Below are 24,135 nucleotides of genomic sequence, written 5' to 3'. Positions count from 1 at the left end.
GGAAGTGGCCATGCTTTACTCCGTTGGGATAGCGATGAGGTTGCAACGCGTCATCAACCACCAGCAAGGAGACCGACATAGCCACAAGCACGAAGGCTACAGAAGTCACCACCCTTATGGGGCAACCTTGGGGGCAACTACCAAAATACAAAACATCAAAATCAAGCTAAAACAGACAACTATAAACCATGTTTAGCGGACACCCTCTCCGCCATACAGAATGCAAGACCCCGGAAACACGAATGTTTCCGGGGTCTTTTAAAGTATTCATCCACTCATCGCATCTGCTTTTCTTTGCGGGAACGTCCTAGAACGTAGCAAACCAAGCCCCCGCCACGGAGACGTCATCTCCGGGACGGGGGCTGATTTCATTCACACATCTATCAACAACGCCATGTTGCGAGACTCTCGTCAACGCACACAGAAAACGCACACCCGCGTCGCCGCTACTCCACGCATTCAACGCTGGCGTGTTTGGCATTGATGCCGCGCACAGCGAAGTAGACGCTTTCACCGATGTTGGTCGCAAGGTCGGCGATGCGTTCAAGGCGTCGCGCCATGATAAGGAACGACAACGCCCGTTCCATGGCTTCAGGATTCTCTTTCATGAAGGCGACGACAGCCGTGGAGAGTTCATACAGACCGAAGTCGACCTCCTCATCCATGTCACGAAGGCGTTGCGCGGCATCGGGGTCCATATCGCGGACAGCTGCGCACGCAAAACGCACCTGCGCGAGCACGCTTTCAGCAAAAGGCGTGAAGAGGTCACCGAAAGGCAACACAGGCAGCGACACCAGCGGCAAGGCGCGCTCTGCGACATTGGCAGCCTCGTCGGCGATACGTTCCACATCGTTCGAGATGCGCATCGTGGCGATGATGGTTCGCAAATCCTGCGCAAGAGGCGCTTCACGCGCCAGAAGTTGCAGACTCAGTTCGTCGATTTCCACTTCGAGGTCGTTGATGGCGAAATCATGGGCAGCCACATCCCAGGCAAGCCGTTCATCGCGCCGGAGATAGGCCCATACGCAGTTCGAAACGGCCTTCTCTGCCCCGTCGAGCATGATCAACAGCCGTGACCGCAGGGTATCGAGCCGCTCTGAAAGCAGATTGTGAGCAAGTTGCATAATGAACCTCCGGTGCTGACGGGCAGCCATGATGCCCGCGCGTTTCTGTCTCGTCCTCGATTTGAGCCATGCCACAGAACAGAACGCAAATAAACCACCTTCATGAGGCAGAACATACCGGACGCCATGACGTCACAGTCGTGACAACTGTTCGGCACGAAAGGTCATGCCGCCCTTTCACACCCCGCCCGGACCATGTTGAATGCGCGAACAAACACTACAGTCTGGCTATTTTTTTCACAATCGCATGTAACATGCGCTTAGTGCCGTGTGCACCATCGTTCAATCAAGCTCACCTAGCCACAACTCACCGTACAAACAGGTCGTTGTTTTTTTCACAAGTCCCATGGTGCATCGCGTATACACCTTGTCTCGTATTCCACATGTGGTAAACATAAAGAGGTTTCTTCACCTCCTATCAGTACCGGAGTGGCCAGGTATGACTAAAGACCTTTTTCCGTACAGGCAGGTGCAGTTGGTGCTCGTCACACATTCAGGGGAACGCATCGAGATTGAAGCGGATGTGGAACGCATGCTGTACGTCGATGTCGAGGCTGACGGAGTCTGTATTCACAACCATGCACGTCGCTGGAATGACCTCGACCCTGTAGAACGTCAGTCCGCGCGGCGATTCATGGCCCTCGTATCCGGCGGGTTGCCGATGCTTGGCGTGCCGCAGGGAAGCTAGCCACCCTCACATCCTTACGCATCTTTCGGGTCTCTCTCCGGCATCACCTCATACTGCCATTCCGTTGCGACTTCATCTCTGGCGTCATTCCTTGAAGGGTGACGCCTTTCTTCTATCGCGCCTGTCAGCATGGGAACGCTGGCAGCAGCCACAGGCCCACATCGGCAGCCACCACCTTCAGCCCCCCTGCTGACAATGAACTGGCTCCAGAAACAGGGGTGACCGTACAGCAGAAAGCCCCGCCTTGAAAAAGACGGGGCGCATCGACGTGTCCGCAACAGGGGGGCACCTGCCCCCCTGCATCATCAACCAGACGTATGCCTATGCCTGGGCATCATCCTTCTTCTCGCCAAAGGCCTTCAGCCCTTCGGCGAGGGCACGCAGCCGCGCATCGGCTAGGGCGAAGAGGGTCCCGTCGGGGAACGTGCCATCCTCACCCCGCACGCCCGCAGGCATTCCGGTCAGCAATTCGATGCCTTCTTCAATGGTCTTCACGGCCCATATGTGGAACCGCCCCTCACGCACAGCTTCCATGACGTCTTCGTCCAGCATGAGGTCGCCCACGTTGGCAGCCGGAATCATCACCCCCTGTCCATCAGTGAGACCGTTACGTCGGCAGCACTCGAAGAAGCCTTCAATCTTCTCGTTCACACCGCCTATGGGCTGCACCTCGCCCTTCTGGTTGACGGACCCCGTCACCGCTATCCCCTGCGAAAGCGGTACTCCGGCGAGGCTGGAAAGGATGGCGTAAAGCTCGGTACTGGAGGCGGAGTCGCCATCCACACCACCATAGGACTGTTCGAAGGCGATGGACGCAGCCAGAGTCAGCGGCTTGTCCTGCGCGAAGCGGCGGCGCAGGAAGCCTGCGAGGATGAGCATGCCCTTGTTATGGATGGCACCGGAAAGGTCGGACTCGCGCTCGATGTTGATGATGCCCTCGCGCCCCATGGCCGTTGTGGCGGTGATGCGCGTGGGCTTACCGAACATGTGGTCTCCCACGCCGAACACGGCAAGGCCGTTGACCTGACCGACCACGGCACCTTCCGTGTCGATGAACACGCTGCCACGGTCGATCATCTCCTGGACCTTCTCTTCATACTGCCCCGCCCTGTCGCGCCGCGCGAGGATGGCATCACGCACATGCGTTGCCCCGACGGTCTCCGCCGCGGCGGCATGGGCGAAGAAATGCGCCTCTTCCATGATGTCGCAAAGGGCCGGGAAGGTGGTGGACATCTTCTCACGCCGTCCGGCAAGCCGGACGCTGTGCTCAAGCAAGAGGGCGACGGCTTCACGCCCGAAAGGCATGAGCTTGCGCTCGTTCGCGAACGAGGCCATGAGCCGCGTGACTGCCTCCACAGCGGCGTCGTCACGGTTCATCACCGAATCGAAGTCCGCCCACACCTTGAATATCTTGGTGACCTCGGGGTCGTAGTGGCGCAGCATGTGGTAGAGTTGCGGAGTGGCAAGCACCACGACCTTCACTTCCATCTTCACGGGTTCCGGCTTGAGGCCCTGCGCCGTGATGAAGTAGTAGGGGTCGAAGGTCTGTATCTCGATTTCAGAGGTCTTGAGTGCCCGCTTGAGCGTCTGCCAGACTCCCGGTTCGGAGATGGCATCCATGAGGTTGAGCACCAGATAGCCACCGTTGGCCCTGACGAACGACCCGGCGTTGATCTTGGTGAAATCCGTACGCCACAGGCCAGACCTGTCCATGGCGCGCTCTATGCTGCCGAAGAGCTTGCGGTACGTAGGGTACGACTCGAAGATGATGGGGGGACCTTCAAGCCCGGAATTGTCGACGAGAAGGTTCACCTGATAGTCATGCAGCACACTCTCTGCCGTGACGGGCACGAACATGCCCATGGGCCCTTGCTGGGGCTGCCCCATGGCGCGCAGGGCGTCGAGATTGTCGGACATGTGCTGCAACATGCCCTCGAAGTGCGCGACGACCTTCTCCTCGGCGTATTCAGCGAAAAGCGGACGGGCGAGGTCGCGCGCGGCGTTGAGGAACATGAGCCTGTCCACCTCTTCGCTCTTGCGTTTGACCTCCTTCTGCAATTCACGCACCTCAAGGAATATGGTGTCTATCTCCTCCTTGAGCACCTTGTACTTGGCCTGCAACTGCACCAGTTCTTCGCGGGGGAAGCGCCCCTTCTCGGCCATCTCCTCCAGCTTGAGCAGGTGCACGGGTTCTCCGTCCACCATGGGGACGATGTCGGGCCGCTGCACCTGCCCCATCTGCATGTTCACGAGGACGAATCCGGCGTCCTTGACCTTGGCCTCGAGGTTCTTGAAAAAATCGCGGGTCTTCCGGTCATGCGTCTCGATGATCTCGTTCTTGCTGTTGATGTACTCCTGACTCTCGAAAAGTTGCGGGATGTCGCGCTTGATGGTGTCGAGAAACGCCTGCACATCAGCCTTGAACCGCTTGCCCCGCCCGGCGGGGAAACGCAGCAACACAGGTTCTTCGGGCACGGTGAAGTTGTTGACGTAGCAGAGGTCGTCCGGCACGACGCCCCCCCCCGCCTGTTGCAGCAACTGGCGGGTCATGGCGAGCTTGCCTATGCCCGAGGCGCCGGTGACGAAGATGTTGTACCCACGCCCGTCCATCCCCATACCGAAGCGGAACGCCTCTACGCCGCGGCGCTGACCGATGATGCCGTCATGGGCTGACAAGTCGGACGTGGTCGAAAAGGGAAGGGAAGAAGGGTCTACAGTCCAGCGCAGCTGTTCGACAGCCAATGGGGAAATGGCACCGGGTATGCTCATAGGGGCCTCCACGTTCATGATGCCGCACGCGGCTTGACGGGGATACGGCGCGCCTCTGGACGGCGGCACTTGGGCATGGTGATACGCAACACGTCGTTGTCGAGTTCAGCCTCCACATCGTCGGTGCGCACCTTGCACGGCAGGGAGAAACGGCTTTCAAGCGTGCTGCTCGTTCCATCGGGACTGCAACTGCCCGCATGGGCACACCTGACGACGAGCATGGCGCCACTGATGGTGATATCGAGGTCTTCGGCAGAGACTCCGGGCAGAGTCGCCTCCACGACGACAGCCTCCGGGGTATCGTAGATGTGCATGGCCTGTTCAAGCAGGGGACGGCACACCGAAGGCAGGCCGAAGCTGGTGCAAAGCCTGTCGAAGAGCATGTCGCTCTCCTCTTTGAGCCGTTGCAGCTCTTCGCTTCGCCAAAGCTTGAGATTCGCCATATACAGCCCTCCATAACGGGCGGGAGGCGATTCTCGCCCCCCGCTGAACGACTCTTCCGGCGGGTGGTCGGGCTATTCTCCCGAGCGGGAAGTCACCTCTACCAGATGATAACCGAACTGGGTACGGATGGGACCGAGCACCTTGCCGACCTCACCCGTGAACACGGCTTCGTCGAATTCCGGCACCATGGCACCACGGGGGAACTCCCCGAGGTCGCCGCCGCGCTTGCCGGACGGACAACGCGAAGACGCGCGCGCCACTTCGGCGAAGTCCTCGCCACCCTCGATTCGGGTCTTGAGTTCGTTGCACGCCTCTTCCGTCGGCACGAGAATGTGCCTTGCTCTTGCCTTAAGCATGTAGCCTCCTTCCTATCGAAACATAATTATATTGAGTATTGCATGCGCCAAGAGCGGTTGCAACCGCCATGTTCACTTGCCTACGCAACCTCTCATTGGTAAACAGACCACTCCTGCCACGGCGGGGATACCATTTCGAAGGAGAAACGAGCAATGACTGGGGAACCCATAGACACTCCGGAACTGGACGAGAGCGCCAGCTTCGCCGAACTGCTTGAGGCTCATGCGGGCGGCACCCGGAATGTTCGCCCCGGCGACCGCATCAGCGCCGCCATCGTCGCCATCACCGACGACTCCGTCTTCGTCGCCACCGGTTCAAAGGTCGACGGCGTCATCGACCGCCGCGAACTTGAGGAGGCGGACGGGTCTCTCCCCTATGCCGTGGGCGACCGCGTCGATTTGTACGTCACCGCCGTGAACGGACAGGAGATACGCCTTTCCAAGGGCCTTTCCGGTCAGGGCGGCGCTGCCGTCCTCGAAGAGGCACGCGATTCGGGCGTGCCCGTCGAAGGCCGTGTAACCGGAACCTGCAAGGGGGGCTACAACGTCGACGTGCTTCGCAAGCGCGCCTTCTGCCCCGGCAGCCAGATAGACCTGCACCAGCTTGAGGACGCCGAGTCCGTGGTGGGACAGACCTTCCAGTTCCTCGTCACCCGCGTGGAACAGCACGGTCGCAACATCGTGGTCTCGCGCAGGGCTCTGCTCGAACGCGAACGCGACGCCGCACTCGCCACCTTCCTCGAAGGGGTCAAGGAAGGCGACGTGCTCGAAGGCACGGTCACCCGCCTCGCCCCGTTCGGCGCCTTTGTCGAAATCGCCCCCGGCGTGGATGGCATGGTGCACATCTCCGAACTGACGTGGTCGCGCGTGGCACAGGCTGATGAAGCCGTGTCCGTGGGTGACCGCGTACGCGTCAAGGTGCTGGGCATCGGCGAAGCACCCAAGGGCAAGGGCACCCGCATCTCCCTGTCCGTGAAGCAGGCAGGCGGCGACCCGTGGGAGACCGTGGGCGACCGCCTCGAACAGGATCAGGTCGTACCCGCCAAGGTGGTGCGCCTCGCCCCGTTCGGTGCGTTCGTCGAAGTGCTTCCCGGCGTGGAGGGCCTTGTGCACGTCTCCGAGATGTCGTGGACGCGCCGGGTGAACAAGCCCGAGGAAATCGTCGCCGTTGGCGATGCCGTCAACGTCAAGATCAAGGAACTCGACGTCGCCAAGCGCCGCATATCCCTCAGCCTGCGCGACGCCGAAGGCGACCCGTGGGCCGACGCCACCGAGCGTTTCGCCCCCGGCACACAGGTGACGGGCACCGTCGAGAAGCGCGCCCAGTTCGGCCTGTTCGTCAACATCGCCCCCGGTCTGACGGGACTGCTGCCCGAAGGCATCATCAAGTCCTCCGGTCAGGGCGCGAGCTTGAGCAAGCTGAACGCCGGTGACAGCGTGACGCTGACCGTGCGGGACATCTCGGCCGAGACCCGCCGCATAACCCTCGCCCCCGTCGGCGATGCAGGTCATGGCGGCGACGACGGCTCGTGGAAGCAGTTCGCACCCCGCAAGGAAAAGCCCCAACTCGGCTCGCTCGGCGCGGCTCTTCAGGCCGCAATGCAGAAGCGCAAGTAGCCGGATCCAAAAGACATCCTCAGCGGGGGTCATGCCAGAGGCATGGCCCCCGTCTTCGTTCTGCCTGAAAAACAGTGTTTACATCCGACGGCGATTACCTATTATTTTGCGAAGCCCCGCCGGAATGAACCGGCATTCAGGCCCTAGAAGGAGCTACCGCATGGTACGTACCCCCCGCTATTTCGCATTGCTGCTGCTCATGGTGGCGGTGGTCCTGTCATCCACCGCACAGGCGGCAAGTCTTCCGGATTTCAGGGAACTGGCGAAGAACGCCGGTGCCGCTGTCGTCAACATCAGCACGGAGAAGACCGTGCAGGCCCCGGAAAACCCGTTCGGAGACATGCTCCGCAACGCCCCGCAAGGGACGCCCTTCGACAGGTTCTTCGAGCAGTTCGAAAGATTCCACGGAAAGATGCGCCCGCAGAAGCAGCGTTCGCTCGGTTCCGGCTTCATCCTCTCGGCGGACGGCTACATCGTCACCAACAACCACGTCATCGCCGATGCGGATGTCATCCACGTCAACATCGAGAACGAGACGGGCAAGAGTGCGTCCTACGACGCCAAGGTTATCGGCACTGACGAAGAGACCGACCTCGCCCTGCTCAAGATCGACGCCAAGCGGCAACTGCCCGTGCTGCGCTTCGGCGACTCTGACAGCCTCGAAGTGGGTGAATGGTTGATGGCCATCGGCAACCCCTTCGGCCTCGACCACAGCGTGACGGCGGGCATCCTCAGTGCCAAGGGGCGCGACATCCGCTCCGGGCCCTTCGACAACTTCCTCCAGACCGATGCCTCCATCAACCCCGGCAACAGCGGCGGCCCCCTCATCAACATGAAGGGTGAGGTCATCGGCATCAACACGGCCATCGTCGCCAGCGGTCAGGGCATCGGCTTCGCCATCCCCAGCAACATGGCAGCCCGCATCATCGACCAGCTCAAGAGCGACAAGAAGGTGCGCCGTGGCTGGATAGGCGTGACCATTCAGGATGTGGACGAGAACACGGCCCGTGCGCTCGGTCTCGGTGAACCGCGCGGTGCCCTCGTCGGTTCCGTGATGCCCGGAGAACCCGCCGACAAGGCCGGTATCAAGGCCGGGGACATCCTGCTCAAGGTCGAAGGTGAGGACATAGCCGACTCCGGTCGCCTGCTGCGCCGCGTCGCGGCACTCAAGCCCGGTGAGACGGCCAAGATAACCCTCTGGCGCAACGGCCAGACCAAGACCGTCAACCTCACCCTCGGCGAACGCACGGCGGAACATCTCGCCGCACAGGGCGGCACGCCGCGCCAGACCCCTGAATCGAAGCAGCAGGCGTCGAGCAGCCTCGGCCTCACCGTACGCCCGCCCAACGCCGAAGAGGCCCGCGCCCTCAAACTCGACAGGCCGCAGGGACTTCTGGTCATCGCCGTCGAAGAGGGCAGGCCCGCCGCCGATGCCGACATCCGTGCCGGAGACGTGGTGCTTTCCGCCAACCTGCACCCCGTCAACAGCACCGCCGACCTCGCCAAGGTCGTGCAGGAGGACGCCAAGCGCAGGGGTGCCGTGATGTTGCAGATTCAGCGTCGCGGTCAGACGTTCTTCCGCACCATTCCCATCGAAGCCGAAAAGTAGGCACCACAACCCGCATGACCACAAGGGGCGCACATGGTGCGCCCCTTCGCATATTGGCATTCCCCCTGCCCGCTGCTATCGTGCCTTCCCGCCGAAGTCACAGGAGAACCCATGAGCACACTCACCCCCAGAGAAATCGTCTCCGAACTCGACCGTTTCGTTGTCGGGCAGGAAAAGGCCAAGCGCATGGTTGCCGTGGCCATGCGCAACCGCTGGCGCAGGCAACGCCTCGAGCCTTCGCTGCGTGACGAGGTCGCCCCCAAGAACATCATCATGATGGGCCCCACCGGGGTGGGCAAGACCGAGATTGCCCGGCGGCTTGCACGGCTTTGCGGTGCCCCCTTCATCAAGGTCGAGGCCACGAAGTACACCGAGGTGGGCTACGTGGGGCGCGACGTGGAGTCGATGGTGCGCGACCTGATGGAGATTGGCGTATCGCTCATCCGCGACGAAGAGGCGACCCGCGTTCGCGCGCGGGCCGAAGCCGCAGCTGAGGAGCGCCTGCTCGACCTGCTGCTGCCGCAGAGCCCTGCCGATGGCGGCGAGACACGGCAGAGCACGCGTGACAAACTGCGCGGACTGTGGCGACAGGGGCACCTCGACGACCGTGAGGTGGACATGGAGGTCGAAGAGAGCACCAAGGGGCCGCAGATGGACATCTTCGCCATGCCCGGCATGGAGTCCATGGGCAACCAGTTCCGCGACCTGATGGGCAAGGCGTTTCCCGCGCGCCGCAAGATGCGCAAGATGAAGCTGCGCGAGGCGTGGAACCTTCTCGTCGACGAAGAGGCCTCGCGGCTTCTCGATCAGGACAAGGTCGTCGACATCGCCCGCGAGCGCGTTGAACAGACGGGCATCATCTTCATCGACGAACTGGACAAGGTCGCCTCCGGCGAAGGGACCCACCGCACCACCGACATATCGCGTGAAGGGGTTCAGCGCGACCTGTTGCCCATCGTGGAGGGCAGCGTGGTCAACACCAAGTACGGCATGGTACGCACCGACCACATCCTGTTCATCGCCGCAGGTGCTTTCCACTTCAGCAAGCCTTCGGACCTCATCCCCGAATTGCAGGGGCGCTTTCCCCTGCGTGTGGAACTCGACCCACTGGGACGCGACGAGTTCTACCGCATCCTCACCGAACCGCATAACGCGCTCACCCGGCAGTATGCGGCACTACTGGCCACTGAAGGCGTCACCGTGTCCTTCACCGACGACGGGCTGCGCGAGATCGCGGCCTTCGCCGAGGAGGTCAACGAAGAGACCGAGAACATCGGCGCGCGACGCCTTTACACCATGATGGAACGGATACTGGCGGACATTTCGTTCGACGCGCCCGACCGCCCCGGCGAGCATGTGACGGTGGATGCGGCCTATGTACGCACCCACCTCGAAGATGTCCGCGTCGACAAGGACCTCAGCCGCTACATCCTGTAGCATCGGAGCACGTGCATGGATTGCGTCGAGAACGCCAGACTCCAGTCGAAGGTCCTCATCGAGAGTCTCCCCTACCTGCGCCAGTTCCACGGTGAGACCGTGGTCATCAAATACGGCGGACACGCCATGAAGGACGAAGCCCTGAAGAAGGCCTTCGCCCTCAACGTGGCATTGCTCAAGCTGGTCGGCATCAACCCCGTCATCGTGCATGGCGGAGGCCCGCAGATCGGCAAGATGCTGGAACAGCTCAATATCCAGTCTCATTTCCGCGAAGGGCTTCGCGTCACCGACGACGCCACCATGGACGTGGTGGAGATGGTGCTGGTGGGCAAGGTCAACAAGGAGATCGTCAATCAGATGAACCTCGCCGGGGCGAAGGCCGTAGGCCTTTCCGGCAAGGACGGGATGCTCATCCGAGCACGCAAGATGGAGATGGTCATCAGCAAGGAGGCACAGGCCCCCGAGATCATCGACCTTGGCAAGGTGGGCGAAGTGATGGGCGTGAACACGACGCTACTGCGTTCTCTCGAACGTGACGGCTTCGTCCCCGTCATCGCACCGGTGGGCGTCGATGACAACGGCGAGACCTACAACATCAACGCCGACGCCGTCGCCGGGGCCGTGGCTGCCGCCCTCAAGGCCAAGCGACTGCTGTTGCTCACCGATGTGGCGGGCATCCTCGACCATGACAAGAAGCTCATCCGCTCGGTGAACATGCGCGAAGCCGTGAACCTGTTCTCCGACGGCACCCTCACCGGCGGCATGATACCCAAGGTGAAGTGCTGCCTCGAAGCCCTGGAGGAAGGGGTGGAGAAGGCCATGATCATCGACGGCCGAACCGAGAACTGCATCCTTCTTGAGCTGCTCACCGACAAGGGCGTGGGCACCGAAATCGTCAGCGACAGGGCCGCACAGGCTGCCTGCAACTGCGTGCTGCGCTGACCAGCGGAACACATCTGCAATGAAAAACGGCCCGGTCTGTTCCGGGCCGTTTTCATTGCGGCAGTGTGAACAGAGCCTATGCGCCATCTTTCAGGCGAAACAAGCCCTACCCCTTGGCAGCATACTGCTTGCGCCATTCATCGAGGAACAGCAACGATGTCTCGAGCGCATCAAGTTCTCCGGTCTGCTGGCGCAAACGGGCGATGACATCTCCGAAGGCCGCATCGTGCGGCAGGCCCAGGCGTTGCAGCAACCCACCAAGTTCGGCGCGCAGCCCCTCCGGCATGTCCGCCGGGAACCCGGCATCCTGTCTGCGGGGCGGCCAGCCGGGGCGGCGTGCAGCGATGAAGTCGAGAAGCGTCGTCATACGCTGCTGGTAGGTGTGGTCGCGCAACACACGGGCTTGCCCGCGTGCCGCAAAAGCCGCACGTTCATCAGGGTCGGCGAGGAAGCGTTCGATGAGCGCGACGAGTTCGTCCATGTCACCGAATGTCGCCAGTTCATCATCGGTGAACAGTTCATCCATGAGGCCGCGCCTGTCCACAAGTTGGAACGCCCCGATGGCAGCCAGTTCGAAGGTGCGCGGATTGACGAAGTCGCCCCCGGTCACAAGGGTCTGCGCCTGCACGCTCGAATGCAGGTTCAGGTTGATGCGCGTGGCATTGTATATCTTCACGGCATCTTCAGGACTCACCCGCCCGCCGTTCATCTGCACATGCCTCGCCAGCACCGCGTCACCATCCCATTCGGTGCCCCATATCCTGAAATCAAGATGGGTCAGCCGCCGGAAGGCCACTCTGCGGTTGGGGTACCCGGCCCCGAGAAAGGCCACATCGGCACCGTAGCGGTGACGTTCCACCGGGGAAAGTTCCATGGGGCGATGGAAGGCGGGCAGTGCTGCAAGCGGCAGATAGATGGCGTTCTCGACCCCGATTGCGGCAAGTTCATCGAGCAGCGGTTCACGCTGGATGACGGCGAAGAAATCGTAGAAGGGGGCGAACGCCCGCCAATAGGTGAAGACCCTGAAGTCCTCGACGAACCACATGGCCGTTGCCACACCGTCACGACGCAGACGCCGCAGTGCCTGCCTGCTCATGGGTGCCTGCGCGAGACACAGGACGAGGTCGGGTTCGAAGGTCTCGACCTTGGCGAGAATGGCTTGCGAGACCACCTGCAGGAACCCGGTCTCGAGGTGTTCCAGTCTGTCCGCAGTGACACGAAGCCCCTTGAGTGCGTTGAACGCCCCATGAAAGGCGGGCGCCTCGAAGGTCTCCACCGTGTGGCCGAGGTCGCGCAAGGCGTCTGCACAATAGCGCCCTATGGGCAGCGAACCACCATACATGGGCAACACGACGAGAACGCGCAGAGGCCCTGTCGCAGCCCCGCCCGATGTCGTTGGCCCAGCGTGCGCCGTCAGCCCGGAGGTCTCGCTCATATGATCCCTAGCTCCTTGAGATTCTTTCGCACGTGAGGCCCCATCAACAGGGAATCACCTGCCCCGGCGGGGGCAGCATCCAGTCCTGCTCGGCATACAACAGTTCCGTGAGCGAGGCATCCGTCAGCCCCTCGCCGACGAACAGTCCCAGATACTCACCCACAAGTTCACGCAGGGCCACACGACGGGGGGCATGGACGTCTTCACCGAACACGGTGAGCCATGTCGCCCCTACTGCGTCCAGCGTCGACACCATCCCCATCATGCCGCGGGGGAACATGTCGCCGGGGCGACCCGCCAGAAGACGCAGGAAGGCGGTGTCGCGAAAGGCGTCAAGACAGCGCACGCCTATGGTGCAGGGGGCCGTCTCAAGGCAGGGCAGGCATTCGCACTCGGCCTGCCAGACCTTGTGCCCGAGCCCGTAGGGACCGGTCTCGTGACACCACGCGGATGAAAGAAAGAAGGCCTGGACAGGTACCCCGAACCTCGCGGCAAGGTGCATCGTGCCCGTGTCGGGGGTGAGAACCGTATCGAGTCCGCGCAATGCATCGACCAGCCCCGTCCAGTCGGTTCGTCCCACGAGGTCTTCGGTACGTTCCACGACATTGCCCGGCAGCATGCGCATGAACTGACGGGCGAGCGGCCTTTCGGCCTGACTGCCGAACAGCACCACGCGCGCCCCGCCCATGCCCTCGAACACGGCACGCAGACAGGCGGCCAGCACATCCGGCGGCAGCGAACGCCGCGAGGCTCGCCCCGCCAGAACGACGCCTATCCCGCCGCCACCGCGAACCGCCACCGGATTGACCTCGCCGGGGGGGACGGGGTCGGCGGCGAGCGACGCCCAGAAGTCCACGAGATTGAGCGGCGCGAGACGCCGCCACGTCGTCCAGCGAAAGGCCATGCGCACCCAGCGGTCGCGCACGAGTTGCCCGTCCACCAAACGATGCCCGCGCACGACTGCAGAAGGGAACAGGGCGGACATGGCGAGATTGAGGCCCGAATGATTGAGGTTGTAGACCTCATCAAACCCCGCCTGACGCAGCGCCTCGAAAACACGGACGTTGACCGCGAGCATGGCGGCACCGCCGCCCTCGCCTGCCCCGTGCGCGACGACCTCATGCACGACGACCTCGGGGTGCACCAGCCGCGCCAGTGAGGCCAGCGACCTGTCGACGCAAAGGTGCACGGCCCCACGGCGGGCCAGTGTAAGCACGAGGCGTCGCGTCTGGACGATATCGCCGAAACGGGCGAGTTGTATGACTAGATACTGCTGCATCGAAGGCTCCGGTAGTGGCGCGACGGTAGCCCATTCGCTGCCGTGCGGCAAGGCGGGGTAGCCGGTACGCCCGAGCATCTGCCACGGTTTACCTACAGCGATGACAAGGCTATAAGAACCCCATGCGACCCTATCCCCTCTTCATGCGGCTTGATGGTTGCCGATGCCTCGTCGTCGGCGCAGGCGGCGTGGGACGCCGCAAACTGGCGGCACTCATCCCCTGCGGCGCCGCCGAGATACTCGTCCTCGATACGTCGCCGCCCGATGCCGAACTGGCAGCCCTGCTCGCCTGCCCCGGCGTCCGCTTCGAACAGCGCACCTTCTCGGCCGACGACCTTGCAGGCCGTTCGCTGGTGTTCGCCGCCACAGGTGTGCCCGCAGCCAATGCCGACATCGCCCGCCTCTGCCGCGATGGCGGCGTACTCTGCAACGTCATCGACGACCCCGCAGCCGGTTCGTTCATCGTCCCGGCGCACTTCGCCTGTGGCGACATCACCGTCGCCCTGTCCACGGGGGGGCACAGCCCTGCGCTGGCACGCCGCATCCGCATGGACCTTGAAGCATGGTTCGGCAACCGTTACGACGGACTTGTGGTGTTGATGGGCAGACTTCGGCCACTCGTCCTTGCACTCGGCGACGAGACAGGGCAGAATGCGGCCCTCTTTCGCACCATCGTAGGCTCACCGCTTGTGGACGCCCTCGCCGCGAAGGACAGGCAGCGGTGTGAAGACCTTCTCCACACCCTGCTTCCCGTCGAACTGCACCCGCACATCGTGGAGTTGCTGCATGATATCGCCTGAATTCCTGCTTTCGGCCCTCGTCCTGTTCCTCTACGCCGCGGGCACTGCCGCCATCGTCGTGGGAACCGTGGCCCGCAACGCGTCCATGAAGCGCGTCGCCAACTGGCTTGCCATCACGGGGTTCGTCGTCCACGCCATATCACTGGTCGCGGGACTACAGGGGCACACATGGGAGACCATCAGCAAGGGCTATTTCCTGCAGATGCTCTCATGGAGCATGCTGCTCATCTACCTGTTCGTGTGGTGGAAGTTCAAACTCGACTTCCTCTCCGCGCTGGCCTCGCCCTTCGCGCTGCTCATCTACCTTTCCTCGTTCAAGGTGGCAGAGGTGCAGAGCAAGCTTCCCGAGTCGCTCTCGGGCCTGTTCTTCGGGCTGCACATCGGCACGCTCTTTCTCAGCTTCGGCCTCATGGCGATGGCCTTCGGCGCCGGGGTGCTGTTCCTGCACATGGAACGCAAGATAAAGACCAAGGAGCCGCTGACGGGGTTCCGCAAGGACCTGCCCGCGCTCTCCACCTTCGACCGGGTCAACCGCCTCTGCGTAGTGTGGGGCTTTCCGCTGTTCACGCTCGGCATCGTGTCGGGCTTCGTGTGGGCGCACCCCGCGTGGGGCAAGGTCATCACGTGGGACCCCAAGGAGATCGTCTCGCTTGCGGTGTGGGTCATGTACGCCCTGCTCTTCCACCAGCGTGTGGCGCTCGGCTGGCAGGGCCGCAAGCCCGCGGTGATGGTCATATGGATCTTTGCCGTCTCGGTCTTCTCTCTCATCGTGGTGAACGTCTTCATGCCCACCCATCACAGTTTCATCCAGCAGTAACATGGAACGCGACATCTACCTTATCGGCCTCAATCATCGCACGGCGGGCGTCGAAGTTCGCGAGCGTTTCGCACTCACCGACTGCAACGTTCTCGAACAGGGCGTAGTCCCCATCGACGACGTGGTGTCTGAAGTCCTCATCCTCTCCACGTGCAACCGCGTCGAGATCCTCGCCGTGGGACGCGGCCCCGAAGTCGTCTCGCGCGTGCTGCGCGGCTGGTCGGCTGCACGCGGCCAGTGTGAACACGACCTTGCACCCTACGTCTATACCCACAAGGGCCCCGAAGCCATTCGCCACCTCTTTCGCGTGGCGTCGAGCCTCGACTCCATGGTGGTGGGCGAACCGCAGATACTCGGACAGCTCAAGGACGCCTACCGCAAGGCCATAGAGCGCAACTGTACACGCGTCATCCTCAACCGCCTGCTGCACAAGGCCTTTTCGGTGGCCAAGCGAGTACGCACCGAGACGGGCGTGGCCTCCAGCGCCGTCTCCATCAGCTATGCGGCTGTCGAACTTGCCAAGCGCATCTTCGGCGAGATGAACCAGTACAAGGCCATGCTCATCGGTGCGGGCGAAATGGCAGAACTCGCGGCAACGCACCTTCTGCACGCGGGCATATCGAAAATCTACGTGGCCAACCGCACCTTCGAGCGCGGGCGCGAACTGGCACGCCAGTTCAACGGCGAGGCCATCCACTTCGAAGACCTCTTCGAACGCCTCGCGGACGCCGACATCATCATCAGTTCCACCGGGGCGCACGAGGCCATCATCCGCGCACGCGACATCAAGGATGTGCTGCGCCGTCGCAAACACCGCCCCATGTTCTTCATCGACATCGCGGTACCGCGCGACATCGACCCCGACGTGAACAACCTCGACAACGTCTACCTCTACGACATCGACGACCTCAAGGAAGTGGTCGAGGAGAACCTCGCCCAGCGCCGCGAGGAGGCCTCCAAGGCGCTGACCATCGTCGAGGAGGAGACCGGGAAGTTCGGGCAGTGGCTGCGGTCGCTGGAATTGCAGCCCACCATCGTGGACCTCATCCGCAGGTCGGAACGTATCGCCCAGGATGAACTCGCCCGTACGCTCAAGCGCCTCGGACCCGTGGACGACGAGACCCGCGACGCCCTCGAAGCCATGCTCTCCTCCATGGTGCGCAAGCTCAACCATGAGCCCATAACCTTTCTCAAGCGCCGTCATAGCGAAGAGGATGCCGGCCCCCGCTACATCGACATCGCCCGGCGCATGTTCAACCTCGACGATGACAACGTGCCCCCAGACGCCCACTGTGACAGGCGTCGGCACGACGAAGACAACTGAGCCTGCGGAGACTCTTCATGCGTTCGTACTGCATCGATGAACTGACCACCGACGACCTTGAAACGCTTCGACGCCGCCTTGACGAGATGGAACTCGGTTCCGGCATGGAAGGGCTTTTCTGGCTGCCCGTGCCGCCTTCCATGCTCACACAGGTGCAGGAGGAGCATCTCGACGAATGCGGCCCCTACAGCATAGCCCTCGAACTCACCGACGGGGCACTGCGCATGGAACTTCTGGTGCGTGCCCGCAACCGGCTGCGCTGTGAATGTATCGGCTATGCCTCCGTCGACCTCGAACGGCACATGATCGACTACGTCGACACCATGCTGCGCGACCTCGGCATCGCCATCTAAGCCACACGGCAGGGATACCTGCCGGCGGAATCGCCATGCCCGGTTCTCCCCCCGCAGAACGCAACACCGAACCAGCCCCCGGCTTGCGACTCCTGTCGGCCCCGGACGACCTGCCGCGCACCCTGCAAGCCCTGCCTTCCGCTGCGGCGAGGCTGTGCCTCGACGTGGAACGCACCATCAAAGGCGTCTGCGACGGGGAGAATGGCGAGGGGGTCCGCAACTGCCACTGCGTGGTGGCACTCTCCGGCGGCGCTGATTCCACGGCACTTCTGCTCATCCTCCATTATCTGCGCCAAAGGCTTGGACTCAGCCTTTCTGCCCTCCATGTGGACCATGGTCTGCGGCCCGAATCGGCCGCTGAAGCCCGTGCAGCCGTCACATTCTGCCATGCACTCGGCATTCCGCTTGCCGTGCATACGCTGACAGTGGACGAACTGGCAGCCGTCTGGCGTGTGGGCACCGAAGAGGCAGGAAGAAAAGCCCGCTACGACCTGCTTGCCGCCGCGCTGCCCTCACCCGCTGCAGACTGGATATGCACGGGGCATCATCTCGGTGACCTTGCCGAAGATGTGCTTATGCGTCTAGTACGCGGCTGCGGCTGGCCCGCGCTGGGGGGGATGCGCCTGTGCGACCCCGCACGCCGGATTCTTCGCCCATTGCTGCTCACCGAGAAGGACAGGCTTGAGGCTTTTCTCGCCACACTCGGAGTAAGCTGGACAGAAGACCCCTCCAATGCCAGCGACACGTACTTGCGCAACCGTATGCGGCACGGGGTCATCCCCCTTCTCACGGCAGAGAATCCCGGCTTTCTCGACCAGGTGCGCGACCTGTGGCAACTGGCGCACATCGACGCCGACTTCTGGGAAACCCGCACCGCAGCGACCTTGAGCGCAGCCCCCGCCTCACCCTCTCACGTGGAGGGGGAAGCCTCCGCCCCGCACGACGCCGCACATGGTGCCGAATCCATACGATTGCCCAAGACCACCCTGACCGGACTGCATCAGGCAGAACGACTTCGCCTCTTCAAGGAAGTCCTGCGCCGAATGGGCGAAGGACAGGCACGTGCGGAGACACTGCTGGCACTCGATGCAGCATGGGTCGCCGGGCGAGGCGGCACGCGCTTCATGTTCGCAGGGTGCAAGACCGCCACCGTCAGAAGGGGCGACATCATCTTCTCTGGCGGCCCGCCAGCAGAGGATACTCCCTAGCCAAGCCCCGGCCGCATCGCCACGTCCGCATCATCACGCCGCCCCCGCCACCGGCGGCCCCTTCATGCCGTCGGCCCCCCGTTCAGGCAAGGACGCTCCTTTGCGTGGATAATCGCCCCTCCCCTGCGGTCTGTACCGGCAGAGGGACTCCCATTCTGTCTTTTCTGTGCACCGCCCGCGCTTTTACCCTTTCCGCAACCCGCCTGTTCTGCTAAAGATATGGAGTATGCCAGACTAGGAATGAGCACCGCAGGAGGAGAACATGGTCAGTCAGGAAGAGTTGATGCGAAAAGTGATGGACAATGTTTCGACCACACTGGTTGAGAACCTGCGTACCGTCATAGCCGAAACCGTAGAGCGTGAAATCACCAAGAGTCTCACCTCCGCCCTTGTCGAAAGCGAATTCCACAAACGCCTCAGCCGCGACATGCGTAAGGGGCTGCAGAAGATATACAAAGAGATAGCCCAGGCGGCCCAGACCAGCCATGCGCCAGCCGAAGCCCCCGCCCTCACACCGTCGCAAGCCGACGCCGACAGGCTCTTCAGCGAAGCCTCGCAGCAACTGGGCGAAATCCTCGCCACGACCGAACAGGCTACCGTCGACATCATGGACATCGTCGAACGCCATTTCGAGCTTCAGCCTGAAGCGGCAGTCATCCTCGACAACCTCAAGGCAGGCACCGCCACCCCCGACGACATCGAACGGTTGAGCGCCATGCATGGGCAACTGGGTGACGACCTCGTCACCATCATGACGACCTTGAGCTTTCAGGACCTCACGGGACAGCGCATCAAGAAGATCGTCGCGGCCCTGCAGGCCATCGAATCCACCGTGGTCGAGCTGTTCCTCTCCTCCGGGCTTCTCATGAAGGCCCACGCAGAGACACCCGACCGGGACCTTGATGAGCTCGAAGCCGAAACCCGCAAGGCGGTGTCGGAACTCAAGGGACCCACCCGGGACGCATCACAGGCCAACATCGACGACATGCTGGCCCAGCTTGGCCTCTAGGACGCATGGGTACATGCAGAAGCCCGGAACACGCCAAGACATCGCAGTGCAGCATGCCCCCTCGTCAGGTCGGGCCTTTTGCCTGTTGCGCGGTTCCGGGCCCGACGTTCCCAGACGTGATCATGCGTGATCAGGCGTGATCAGGCGTGACCTGACCAGATTTGACACAATCCTACACGCCCTGACTCCGCCGACAGCCGTCACTCTGCCTGTATGCAAAGACACCTCGTCCCTTGCCAAGCGACGAAGAGAGGCTACCATGTCTGAAGTGTGTGGCCACATTCGACAACAGGAGCTACCATGGAAACACGCCCCCTCGTCATCATAGGTGCCGGGCCCGCAGGGCTTTCGGCAGCCGTCTACACCGCCCGCGCGGGAATACCCACCCTTGTGTTCGGTTCCGCCCCCAAGGTGGCGGGCGATTACGATATCGACAACTACTTCGGGTTCGACGAGACCATCACGGGCCGCGAACTCATTGAAAGAGGCCGCAGGCAGGCGGAACGTTTCGGTGCCGTCTTGCGCGACGACCGCATTCTCGGGCTTCACCACGGCGACGACGGTGGATTCAGGATAACCACCGAAGCGGGCGAGACAGCCGCCTGTGCCATCATCCTCGCCACGGGAGTCTCTCGCGTGCGCCCCGGCATCTCCAACATCGCAGACTACGAAGGCAAGGGCGTATCCTACTGCGTGAGTTGCGACGGGTTCTTCTACCGCGGCCTCAGGGTGAAGGTGCTCGGAGAGGGTGTATTTGCCGCCAATCAGGCTCTTGAGCTCTTGCACTACACCCCGCATGTCTCAATCTGCACGCAAGGCAAGGCCGCGAGCATCACCCCGGAGTTCATGACCCGCCTCGACGAGGCAGGCATCGCCGTGGACGACCGCAAGATAGCCTCACTCGAAGGCACCCCCGCCCTGTCAGTGTTGCGCTACGAAGACGGCAGCACCGAAGAGGCACAGGGGCTCTTCATCGCCATGGGCGAAGCCTCGTCGCTCGATTTCGCCTACACGCTTGGCGTTGAACGCAACGGCGTGTTCCTCGGCGCTGATTCCGACCAGCGCACCAACATCCCTGGAGTCTTTGCCGCAGGCGACTGCACAGGCGGTTTTCTCCAGATTGCCGTCGCCGTCGGTGAAGGTGCCAAGGCCGCCCGCGCAGCCATCAGCTACATCAAGGAAGAATGCCCCTTCGCAACCTCCCGTAGGAACACGACGACAGAGTCTTGACAGCATGGGTCTATGACGGTATCTGAATCGGCTCAACCGTAACGGCGTGGGCCCATAGCTCAATTGGCAGAGCCCTCGGCTCATAACCGATTTGTTGCAGGTTCGAGTCCTGCTGGGCCCACCACGAACGCACGGGGCAGCTACGTTGGAGCATATACTCCTCAACGGGAACACCTCTGGCCATTCAGGGTGCTTTCGCCGCCACACCGCGGAGAGAGCACCCTCTTTTCTTGGTCTCGAAGCATGAAAATACGCAGAATCATTGAGACTATCGAAAAAACGGCCCTCCCGGCCGCTGCAGCACCGTGGGACCACTGCGGCGTTCAAGTCGCTGCGGCCCGTGATGATGTGCATGCGCTTGCCGTCTGCCTCGACCCCACGCCCGACAACGTGGTCAAGGCGGCTGCGCTGGGTGCGGACTTCGTGCTTGCCCACCATCCTCTGCTTCTGCAGCCCCGCTACCTCGACCGCGTCGACGCACACCATGAGGTCGTGCGCACACTTCTCACCCGCGACATCTGGCTGTACGGGGCGCACACCTCTCTGGATGCCAATCCTGCCGGACCGGTGGCATGGTTCGCAGATGAACTCGCCCTTGAGGGGAGACGCGTCCTCGAACCCACCTTCACACGGCAGCGCATCACGCACCGCATCGTCGGCATGGGTGCACACCTTGCAGCCGTGGCCACCCTCCCGGCTGTCCTCAAGGCCCGAGCTGACGATGACGACCTCGTCGTGAGTTGCAACGCGGAAGACTGGCCACAGCTTGAAGTCGCCCTCAGGGCCTTGCCGGACGGAGACCGGCCCATGCTGCCCATGGCGCCCGAATACCCTGCCGAGGTATGGGGTATCGGCATCCTCGGCGACCTGCCCGCGCCTATGGCGTGGGACGACTTCATCCGCCGGGTCGGGCAGCTTGTTCCCCTCGACGGGGCGACCTTCTGCGGCAGTCCGCCGCCTGTCATCAGCCGGGTGGGATACTGCACCGGTTCCGGAAGTTCGCTGGCATCGGACGCGTTTGCCATGAATGCCGATATTTTCATCACGGGCGATGTGAAGTATCACACCGCTCTCGACACCACAGGCCCCATCATCGACGTCGGGCATTTCAGCCTCGAAGAAGAGATGATGCGCCGCTTCGCACTGCGGTTGCAGGAAGACCTGCCCGACGTGCGCGTCACGTTCATACCCGCTGCCGATCCGCTCCGTCCGCTGGCTTACGCCCGCCCGGTCACGGACGGGGGGCGGGGTTAACCAGCAAGGTCGCAACACGTTCCACGAGGAGGATACGACCGTGAGCCTCTACCTCAAGCAGATAGAACAGCTCGTCGCCCTGCAGAGGGTCGATGACGAAATCCACGCCATCAGATCCGAGTTGAAGAACGCCCCGCAAGAGGTGGACAGCCTTCAGCAGCGCTTCAACATCATCGAGGAACAGCGCAGCCGCATCCTCGAAAAGCTTGAACACCTGCACGATCAGGAAAAGCGTATCGCCAACGAGATCGAAGACGACACGTTGCGCATCAAGAAGAGCAAGAACAAGCTCATGCAGGTTGGCAACACCAAGGAATATCACGCGATGATGCGCGAGATGGACACCATGGAGAAGCTCAACCGCTCTCGTGAAGAAGAAAAGCTCGCCCTTGCCGAAGAACTGCAGAGGCAGAACGACGCCCTCGCCGACATCGAAGGGCGCTACACCGCCCTCAAGGAAGAACTCGACGAGAAGCGCGCCAACCTCGAAGCCCGACTCGCCGAAGCACAGCAGGTGCTCGACGCCCTCGAACACAAGCGTAACGCTGCCGGAAGCGAAGTGCCCGGCCCCGTTCTCTCGCGCTACGAGTTCATCCGCAAGCGCCTCGACCATCCGGTCATCGTCTCCGTCGAAAACGGCATCTGCTCGGGTTGTCACATCTCCATCCCGCCGCAGTCGTTCATCGAATTGCAGAAGGGCCAGCAGATTCTGAGCTGCCCCAACTGCCAGCGCCTCATCTTCTGGTGCGAACACTTCTGCGTCGAGGCGCCCGCCGCCGAATAGACGCGCAAATCGGGAGTCGGACAGGTCGTCGTCGCGGGTCGCAAGACCCGGGGAGGAAAGTCCGGGCTTCACAGGGCAGGACGCTGGGTAACGCCCAGGGGGAGCGATCTCCGGAGAGTGCCACAGAGAGCAGACCGCCCGCGTTCGCGCGGGTAAGGGTGAAACGGTGGGGTAAGAGCCCACCAGTTGCGGTGGTGACATCGCAAGCTAGGAAAACCCCGTCCGAAGCAAGACCAAATAGGGGAGCGCCAAGGTCGGCCCGACCGATGCTCCCGGGTAGGTTGCTTGAGGGTGCAGGTAACTGCACTCCTAGAGGAATGACGACCCCCCGCGAGGGGACAGAACCCGGCTTATCGTCCGACTCCCACTTTTTCAGGGGGCGCAAATGCGCCCCCTGCCTTTCATGGAGGCCCGATGCGTACTTGGGTACTACTGCTCGCAGCAGGAAGCGGCACACGACTCGCCACGGCGGGACTGCCCGATGCCAAACAGTTCCTTCCCCTGCATGGAGCGCCCCTGTACTGGGCCTCGGCCCGCACCATGGCGCATGTCGCCGGTATAGAGGGCATCGTCTTCGTATTCCCCCCTCACCGGGTCGAGGAAGAGCGTGCGCGTATCTCGGCACTCGATGATGGCAGCGTGCTTGGACTCGACTGGCATGTGGTGGGCGGCGGCGCAGCCCGACAGGACTCCGTGGCCTGCGGCCTTGCAGCGCTTCCGCGTTCCTGCGAGGCCGTCCTCGTCCACGATGCCGCACGCCCCTTCGCTTCACCCGCCCTTGTCGCCCGTGTACTCTCCGCGTTGCATGACGGACACGCCGGTGTCGTTCCGGGCATCCCCCTCACCGACACGGTGAAGGAGACCACCGACGGCTTCGTAGCGAACACGCCCGACAGGTCGAGACTCGTTGCCGTGCAGACCCCACAGGGTTTCACGCTGAAAGCACTTTCCACCGCGCACGAGACGGCCCGCACGGCAGGCTGGAACGTCACCGATGACGCGGCCCTGCTTGAACGGTGCGGCATTCCCGTGCGCATCGTCGCAGGCGAAGTCGTCAACGCCAAGATTACCACCCCGGAGGACCTCGCCATGCTCGATGCAAATGAGCCTCAAGTCACCGTGCCGTGCGTAGGGTGGGGCTACGATGTCCATCGCTACGGCGAGGGGCGCCCCATGAAGCTTGGCGGCGTCCTAATCCCGGAAGGGCCCGAGGTCGTGGCCCACTCCGACGGTGATGTCCTGCTGCATGCGCTTGCCGACGCCCTTCTCGGCTGCATCGGCGCAGGTGACATAGGGCTACACTTTCCCGACAGCGACGCCGCGTTCGACAACGCCAACTCCGCCATGCTTCTCGACAGGGTGTTGCACATGACCCACGAGGCACGGTTGCGTCTCACCCACGTAGACCTCACCATCGTGGCCCAGGTTCCGAAGCTGTCCCCGTGGCGCGACAAGATTCGCGCCAATGTCGCAAGGCTGCTCGATTTGCCTGTCACCAGTGTCAACTTCAAGGCTACCACGGAAGAGGGTCTCGGCTTCACAGGTGAGAAGAGGGGCATCAAGGCCATCGCCGCCGTCACCGGTCTGAGACCGATGCCGTAGAGGACAAGGCCCGTGCTAGGGCCCACCGCCACTTGCCCTTGCCAGTGTCGTCAT

The 24,135-nt window shown here is 62.4% G+C and carries 21 protein-coding genes, 1 tRNA gene and 1 other RNA gene; 17 read left to right on the top strand and 6 right to left on the bottom strand.

Going from position 1 to position 24,135, the window contains the following annotated elements; all coding sequences use genetic code 11:
• Positions 1 to 446: 446 nt before the first annotated feature.
• On the bottom strand, positions 447 to 1,124 hold the full coding sequence (gene phoU, locus DVU_RS06945) for a phosphate signaling complex protein PhoU (protein WP_010938768.1): 678 nt from the start codon (positions 1,122 to 1,124) through the stop codon (positions 447 to 449).
• A 439-nt stretch (positions 1,125 to 1,563) separates the two neighbouring features.
• Between phoU and DVU_RS06940 the strand changes: the two genes are divergently transcribed.
• Positions 1,564 to 1,812, top strand: coding sequence for a hypothetical protein (locus DVU_RS06940; protein ID WP_014524440.1), 249 nt, complete (start codon positions 1,564 to 1,566; stop codon positions 1,810 to 1,812).
• A 321-nt stretch (positions 1,813 to 2,133) separates the two neighbouring features.
• Here DVU_RS06940 and DVU_RS06935 read toward each other — a convergent pair whose 3' ends face one another.
• The 3 genes from DVU_RS06935 to DVU_RS06925 all read right to left on the bottom strand — a co-directional run bounded on the left by DVU_RS06935 (position 2,134) and on the right by DVU_RS06925 (position 5,381).
• Entirely contained in the window at positions 2,134 to 4,581 is a 2,448-nt protein-coding gene (locus DVU_RS06935) for a Lon protease family protein (protein ID WP_011792370.1), read from the bottom strand.
• Between the two features lie 14 nt (positions 4,582 to 4,595).
• Positions 4,596 to 5,024, bottom strand: coding sequence for an Hsp20/alpha crystallin family protein (locus tag DVU_RS06930; protein WP_010938764.1), 429 nt, complete (start codon positions 5,022 to 5,024; stop codon positions 4,596 to 4,598).
• A gap of 72 nt (positions 5,025 to 5,096) precedes the next feature.
• Positions 5,097 to 5,381, bottom strand: a complete 285-nt coding sequence (locus DVU_RS06925; RefSeq protein WP_010938763.1) for a peptidylprolyl isomerase — start codon at positions 5,379 to 5,381, stop codon at positions 5,097 to 5,099.
• 153 nt (positions 5,382 to 5,534) lie between these two features.
• On the opposite strand from DVU_RS06925, the gene DVU_RS06920 reads away from it, so the two are divergent.
• The 4 genes from DVU_RS06920 to argB all read left to right on the top strand — a co-directional run bounded on the left by DVU_RS06920 (position 5,535) and on the right by argB (position 10,986).
• Complete coding sequence (locus DVU_RS06920) at positions 5,535 to 6,998, top strand: 30S ribosomal protein S1 (protein ID WP_010938762.1); 1,464 nt, start codon at positions 5,535 to 5,537, stop codon at positions 6,996 to 6,998.
• Positions 6,999 to 7,158: 160 nt separating this feature from the next.
• Positions 7,159 to 8,607: a DegQ family serine endoprotease gene (locus DVU_RS06915; RefSeq protein ID WP_010938761.1), complete on the top strand. Its 1,449-nt coding sequence runs from the start codon at positions 7,159 to 7,161 to the stop codon at positions 8,605 to 8,607.
• Positions 8,608 to 8,718: 111 nt separating this feature from the next.
• Positions 8,719 to 10,044 (top strand): ATP-dependent protease ATPase subunit HslU, encoded by a 1,326-nt coding sequence (hslU, locus tag DVU_RS06910; RefSeq protein WP_010938760.1) that lies wholly within the window; start codon positions 8,719 to 8,721, stop codon positions 10,042 to 10,044.
• A 15-nt stretch (positions 10,045 to 10,059) separates the two neighbouring features.
• On the top strand, positions 10,060 to 10,986 hold the full coding sequence (argB, locus tag DVU_RS06905; protein WP_010938759.1) for an acetylglutamate kinase: 927 nt from the start codon (positions 10,060 to 10,062) through the stop codon (positions 10,984 to 10,986).
• 106 nt (positions 10,987 to 11,092) lie between these two features.
• Here argB and DVU_RS06900 read toward each other — a convergent pair whose 3' ends face one another.
• The gene (locus DVU_RS06900) at positions 11,093 to 12,421 is read right to left on the bottom strand and encodes a CgeB family protein (protein ID WP_010938758.1); all 1,329 of its coding nucleotides are present in this window, start codon (positions 12,419 to 12,421) and stop codon (positions 11,093 to 11,095) included.
• Between the two features lie 43 nt (positions 12,422 to 12,464).
• A complete protein-coding gene (locus tag DVU_RS06895; RefSeq protein WP_010938757.1) occupies positions 12,465 to 13,700 on the bottom strand; it encodes a glycosyltransferase family 9 protein in 1,236 nt (411 codons plus the stop codon).
• A gap of 122 nt (positions 13,701 to 13,822) precedes the next feature.
• Here DVU_RS06895 and DVU_RS06890 point away from each other — a divergent pair, with 122 nt between their 5' ends.
• From DVU_RS06890 to ispD, 12 genes are all read left to right on the top strand, one after another.
• The gene (locus DVU_RS06890) at positions 13,823 to 14,500 is read left to right on the top strand and encodes a precorrin-2 dehydrogenase/sirohydrochlorin ferrochelatase family protein (RefSeq protein ID WP_010938756.1); all 678 of its coding nucleotides are present in this window, start codon (positions 13,823 to 13,825) and stop codon (positions 14,498 to 14,500) included.
• Entirely contained in the window at positions 14,487 to 15,317 is an 831-nt protein-coding gene (locus tag DVU_RS06885; RefSeq protein ID WP_011792376.1) for a cytochrome C assembly family protein, read from the top strand. Before DVU_RS06890 ends, DVU_RS06885 begins: the two co-directional genes overlap by 14 nt.
• Before the next feature lies 1 nt (position 15,318).
• Positions 15,319 to 16,641, top strand: coding sequence for a glutamyl-tRNA reductase (gene hemA / locus DVU_RS06880; protein ID WP_010938754.1), 1,323 nt, complete (start codon positions 15,319 to 15,321; stop codon positions 16,639 to 16,641).
• Between the two features lie 17 nt (positions 16,642 to 16,658).
• On the top strand, positions 16,659 to 16,994 hold the full coding sequence (locus DVU_RS06875; protein WP_010938753.1) for a hypothetical protein: 336 nt from the start codon (positions 16,659 to 16,661) through the stop codon (positions 16,992 to 16,994).
• Between the two features lie 35 nt (positions 16,995 to 17,029).
• Positions 17,030 to 18,202, top strand: coding sequence for a tRNA lysidine(34) synthetase TilS (tilS, locus tag DVU_RS06870; RefSeq protein WP_010938752.1), 1,173 nt, complete (start codon positions 17,030 to 17,032; stop codon positions 18,200 to 18,202).
• A 262-nt stretch (positions 18,203 to 18,464) separates the two neighbouring features.
• Positions 18,465 to 19,211: a protein phosphatase CheZ gene (locus DVU_RS06865; protein ID WP_010938751.1), complete on the top strand. Its 747-nt coding sequence runs from the start codon at positions 18,465 to 18,467 to the stop codon at positions 19,209 to 19,211.
• 300 nt (positions 19,212 to 19,511) lie between these two features.
• On the top strand, positions 19,512 to 20,441 hold the full coding sequence (locus DVU_RS06860; RefSeq protein ID WP_010938750.1) for an NAD(P)/FAD-dependent oxidoreductase: 930 nt from the start codon (positions 19,512 to 19,514) through the stop codon (positions 20,439 to 20,441).
• A gap of 48 nt (positions 20,442 to 20,489) precedes the next feature.
• Positions 20,490 to 20,565, top strand: a tRNA-Ile gene (locus tag DVU_RS06855).
• 119 nt (positions 20,566 to 20,684) lie between these two features.
• Positions 20,685 to 21,695, top strand: a complete 1,011-nt coding sequence (locus DVU_RS06850) for a Nif3-like dinuclear metal center hexameric protein (RefSeq protein WP_010938749.1) — start codon at positions 20,685 to 20,687, stop codon at positions 21,693 to 21,695.
• A gap of 40 nt (positions 21,696 to 21,735) precedes the next feature.
• Positions 21,736 to 22,479 (top strand): zinc ribbon domain-containing protein, encoded by a 744-nt coding sequence (locus DVU_RS06845; RefSeq protein ID WP_010938748.1) that lies wholly within the window; start codon positions 21,736 to 21,738, stop codon positions 22,477 to 22,479.
• Positions 22,480 to 22,491: 12 nt separating this feature from the next.
• An RNA gene (gene rnpB / locus DVU_RS06840) (RNase P RNA component class A) lies at positions 22,492 to 22,848 on the top strand.
• Between the two features lie 45 nt (positions 22,849 to 22,893).
• Complete coding sequence (ispD, locus tag DVU_RS06835) at positions 22,894 to 24,081, top strand: 2-C-methyl-D-erythritol 4-phosphate cytidylyltransferase (RefSeq protein WP_010938747.1); 1,188 nt, start codon at positions 22,894 to 22,896, stop codon at positions 24,079 to 24,081.
• The last annotated feature ends 54 nt before the right edge of the window (positions 24,082 to 24,135 follow it).

The sequence above is a fragment of the Nitratidesulfovibrio vulgaris str. Hildenborough genome, assembly GCF_000195755.1.
Taxonomy (GTDB): domain Bacteria; phylum Desulfobacterota; class Desulfovibrionia; order Desulfovibrionales; family Desulfovibrionaceae; genus Nitratidesulfovibrio; species Nitratidesulfovibrio vulgaris.
This window is presented reverse-complemented; position numbering and strand designations above follow the sequence as displayed.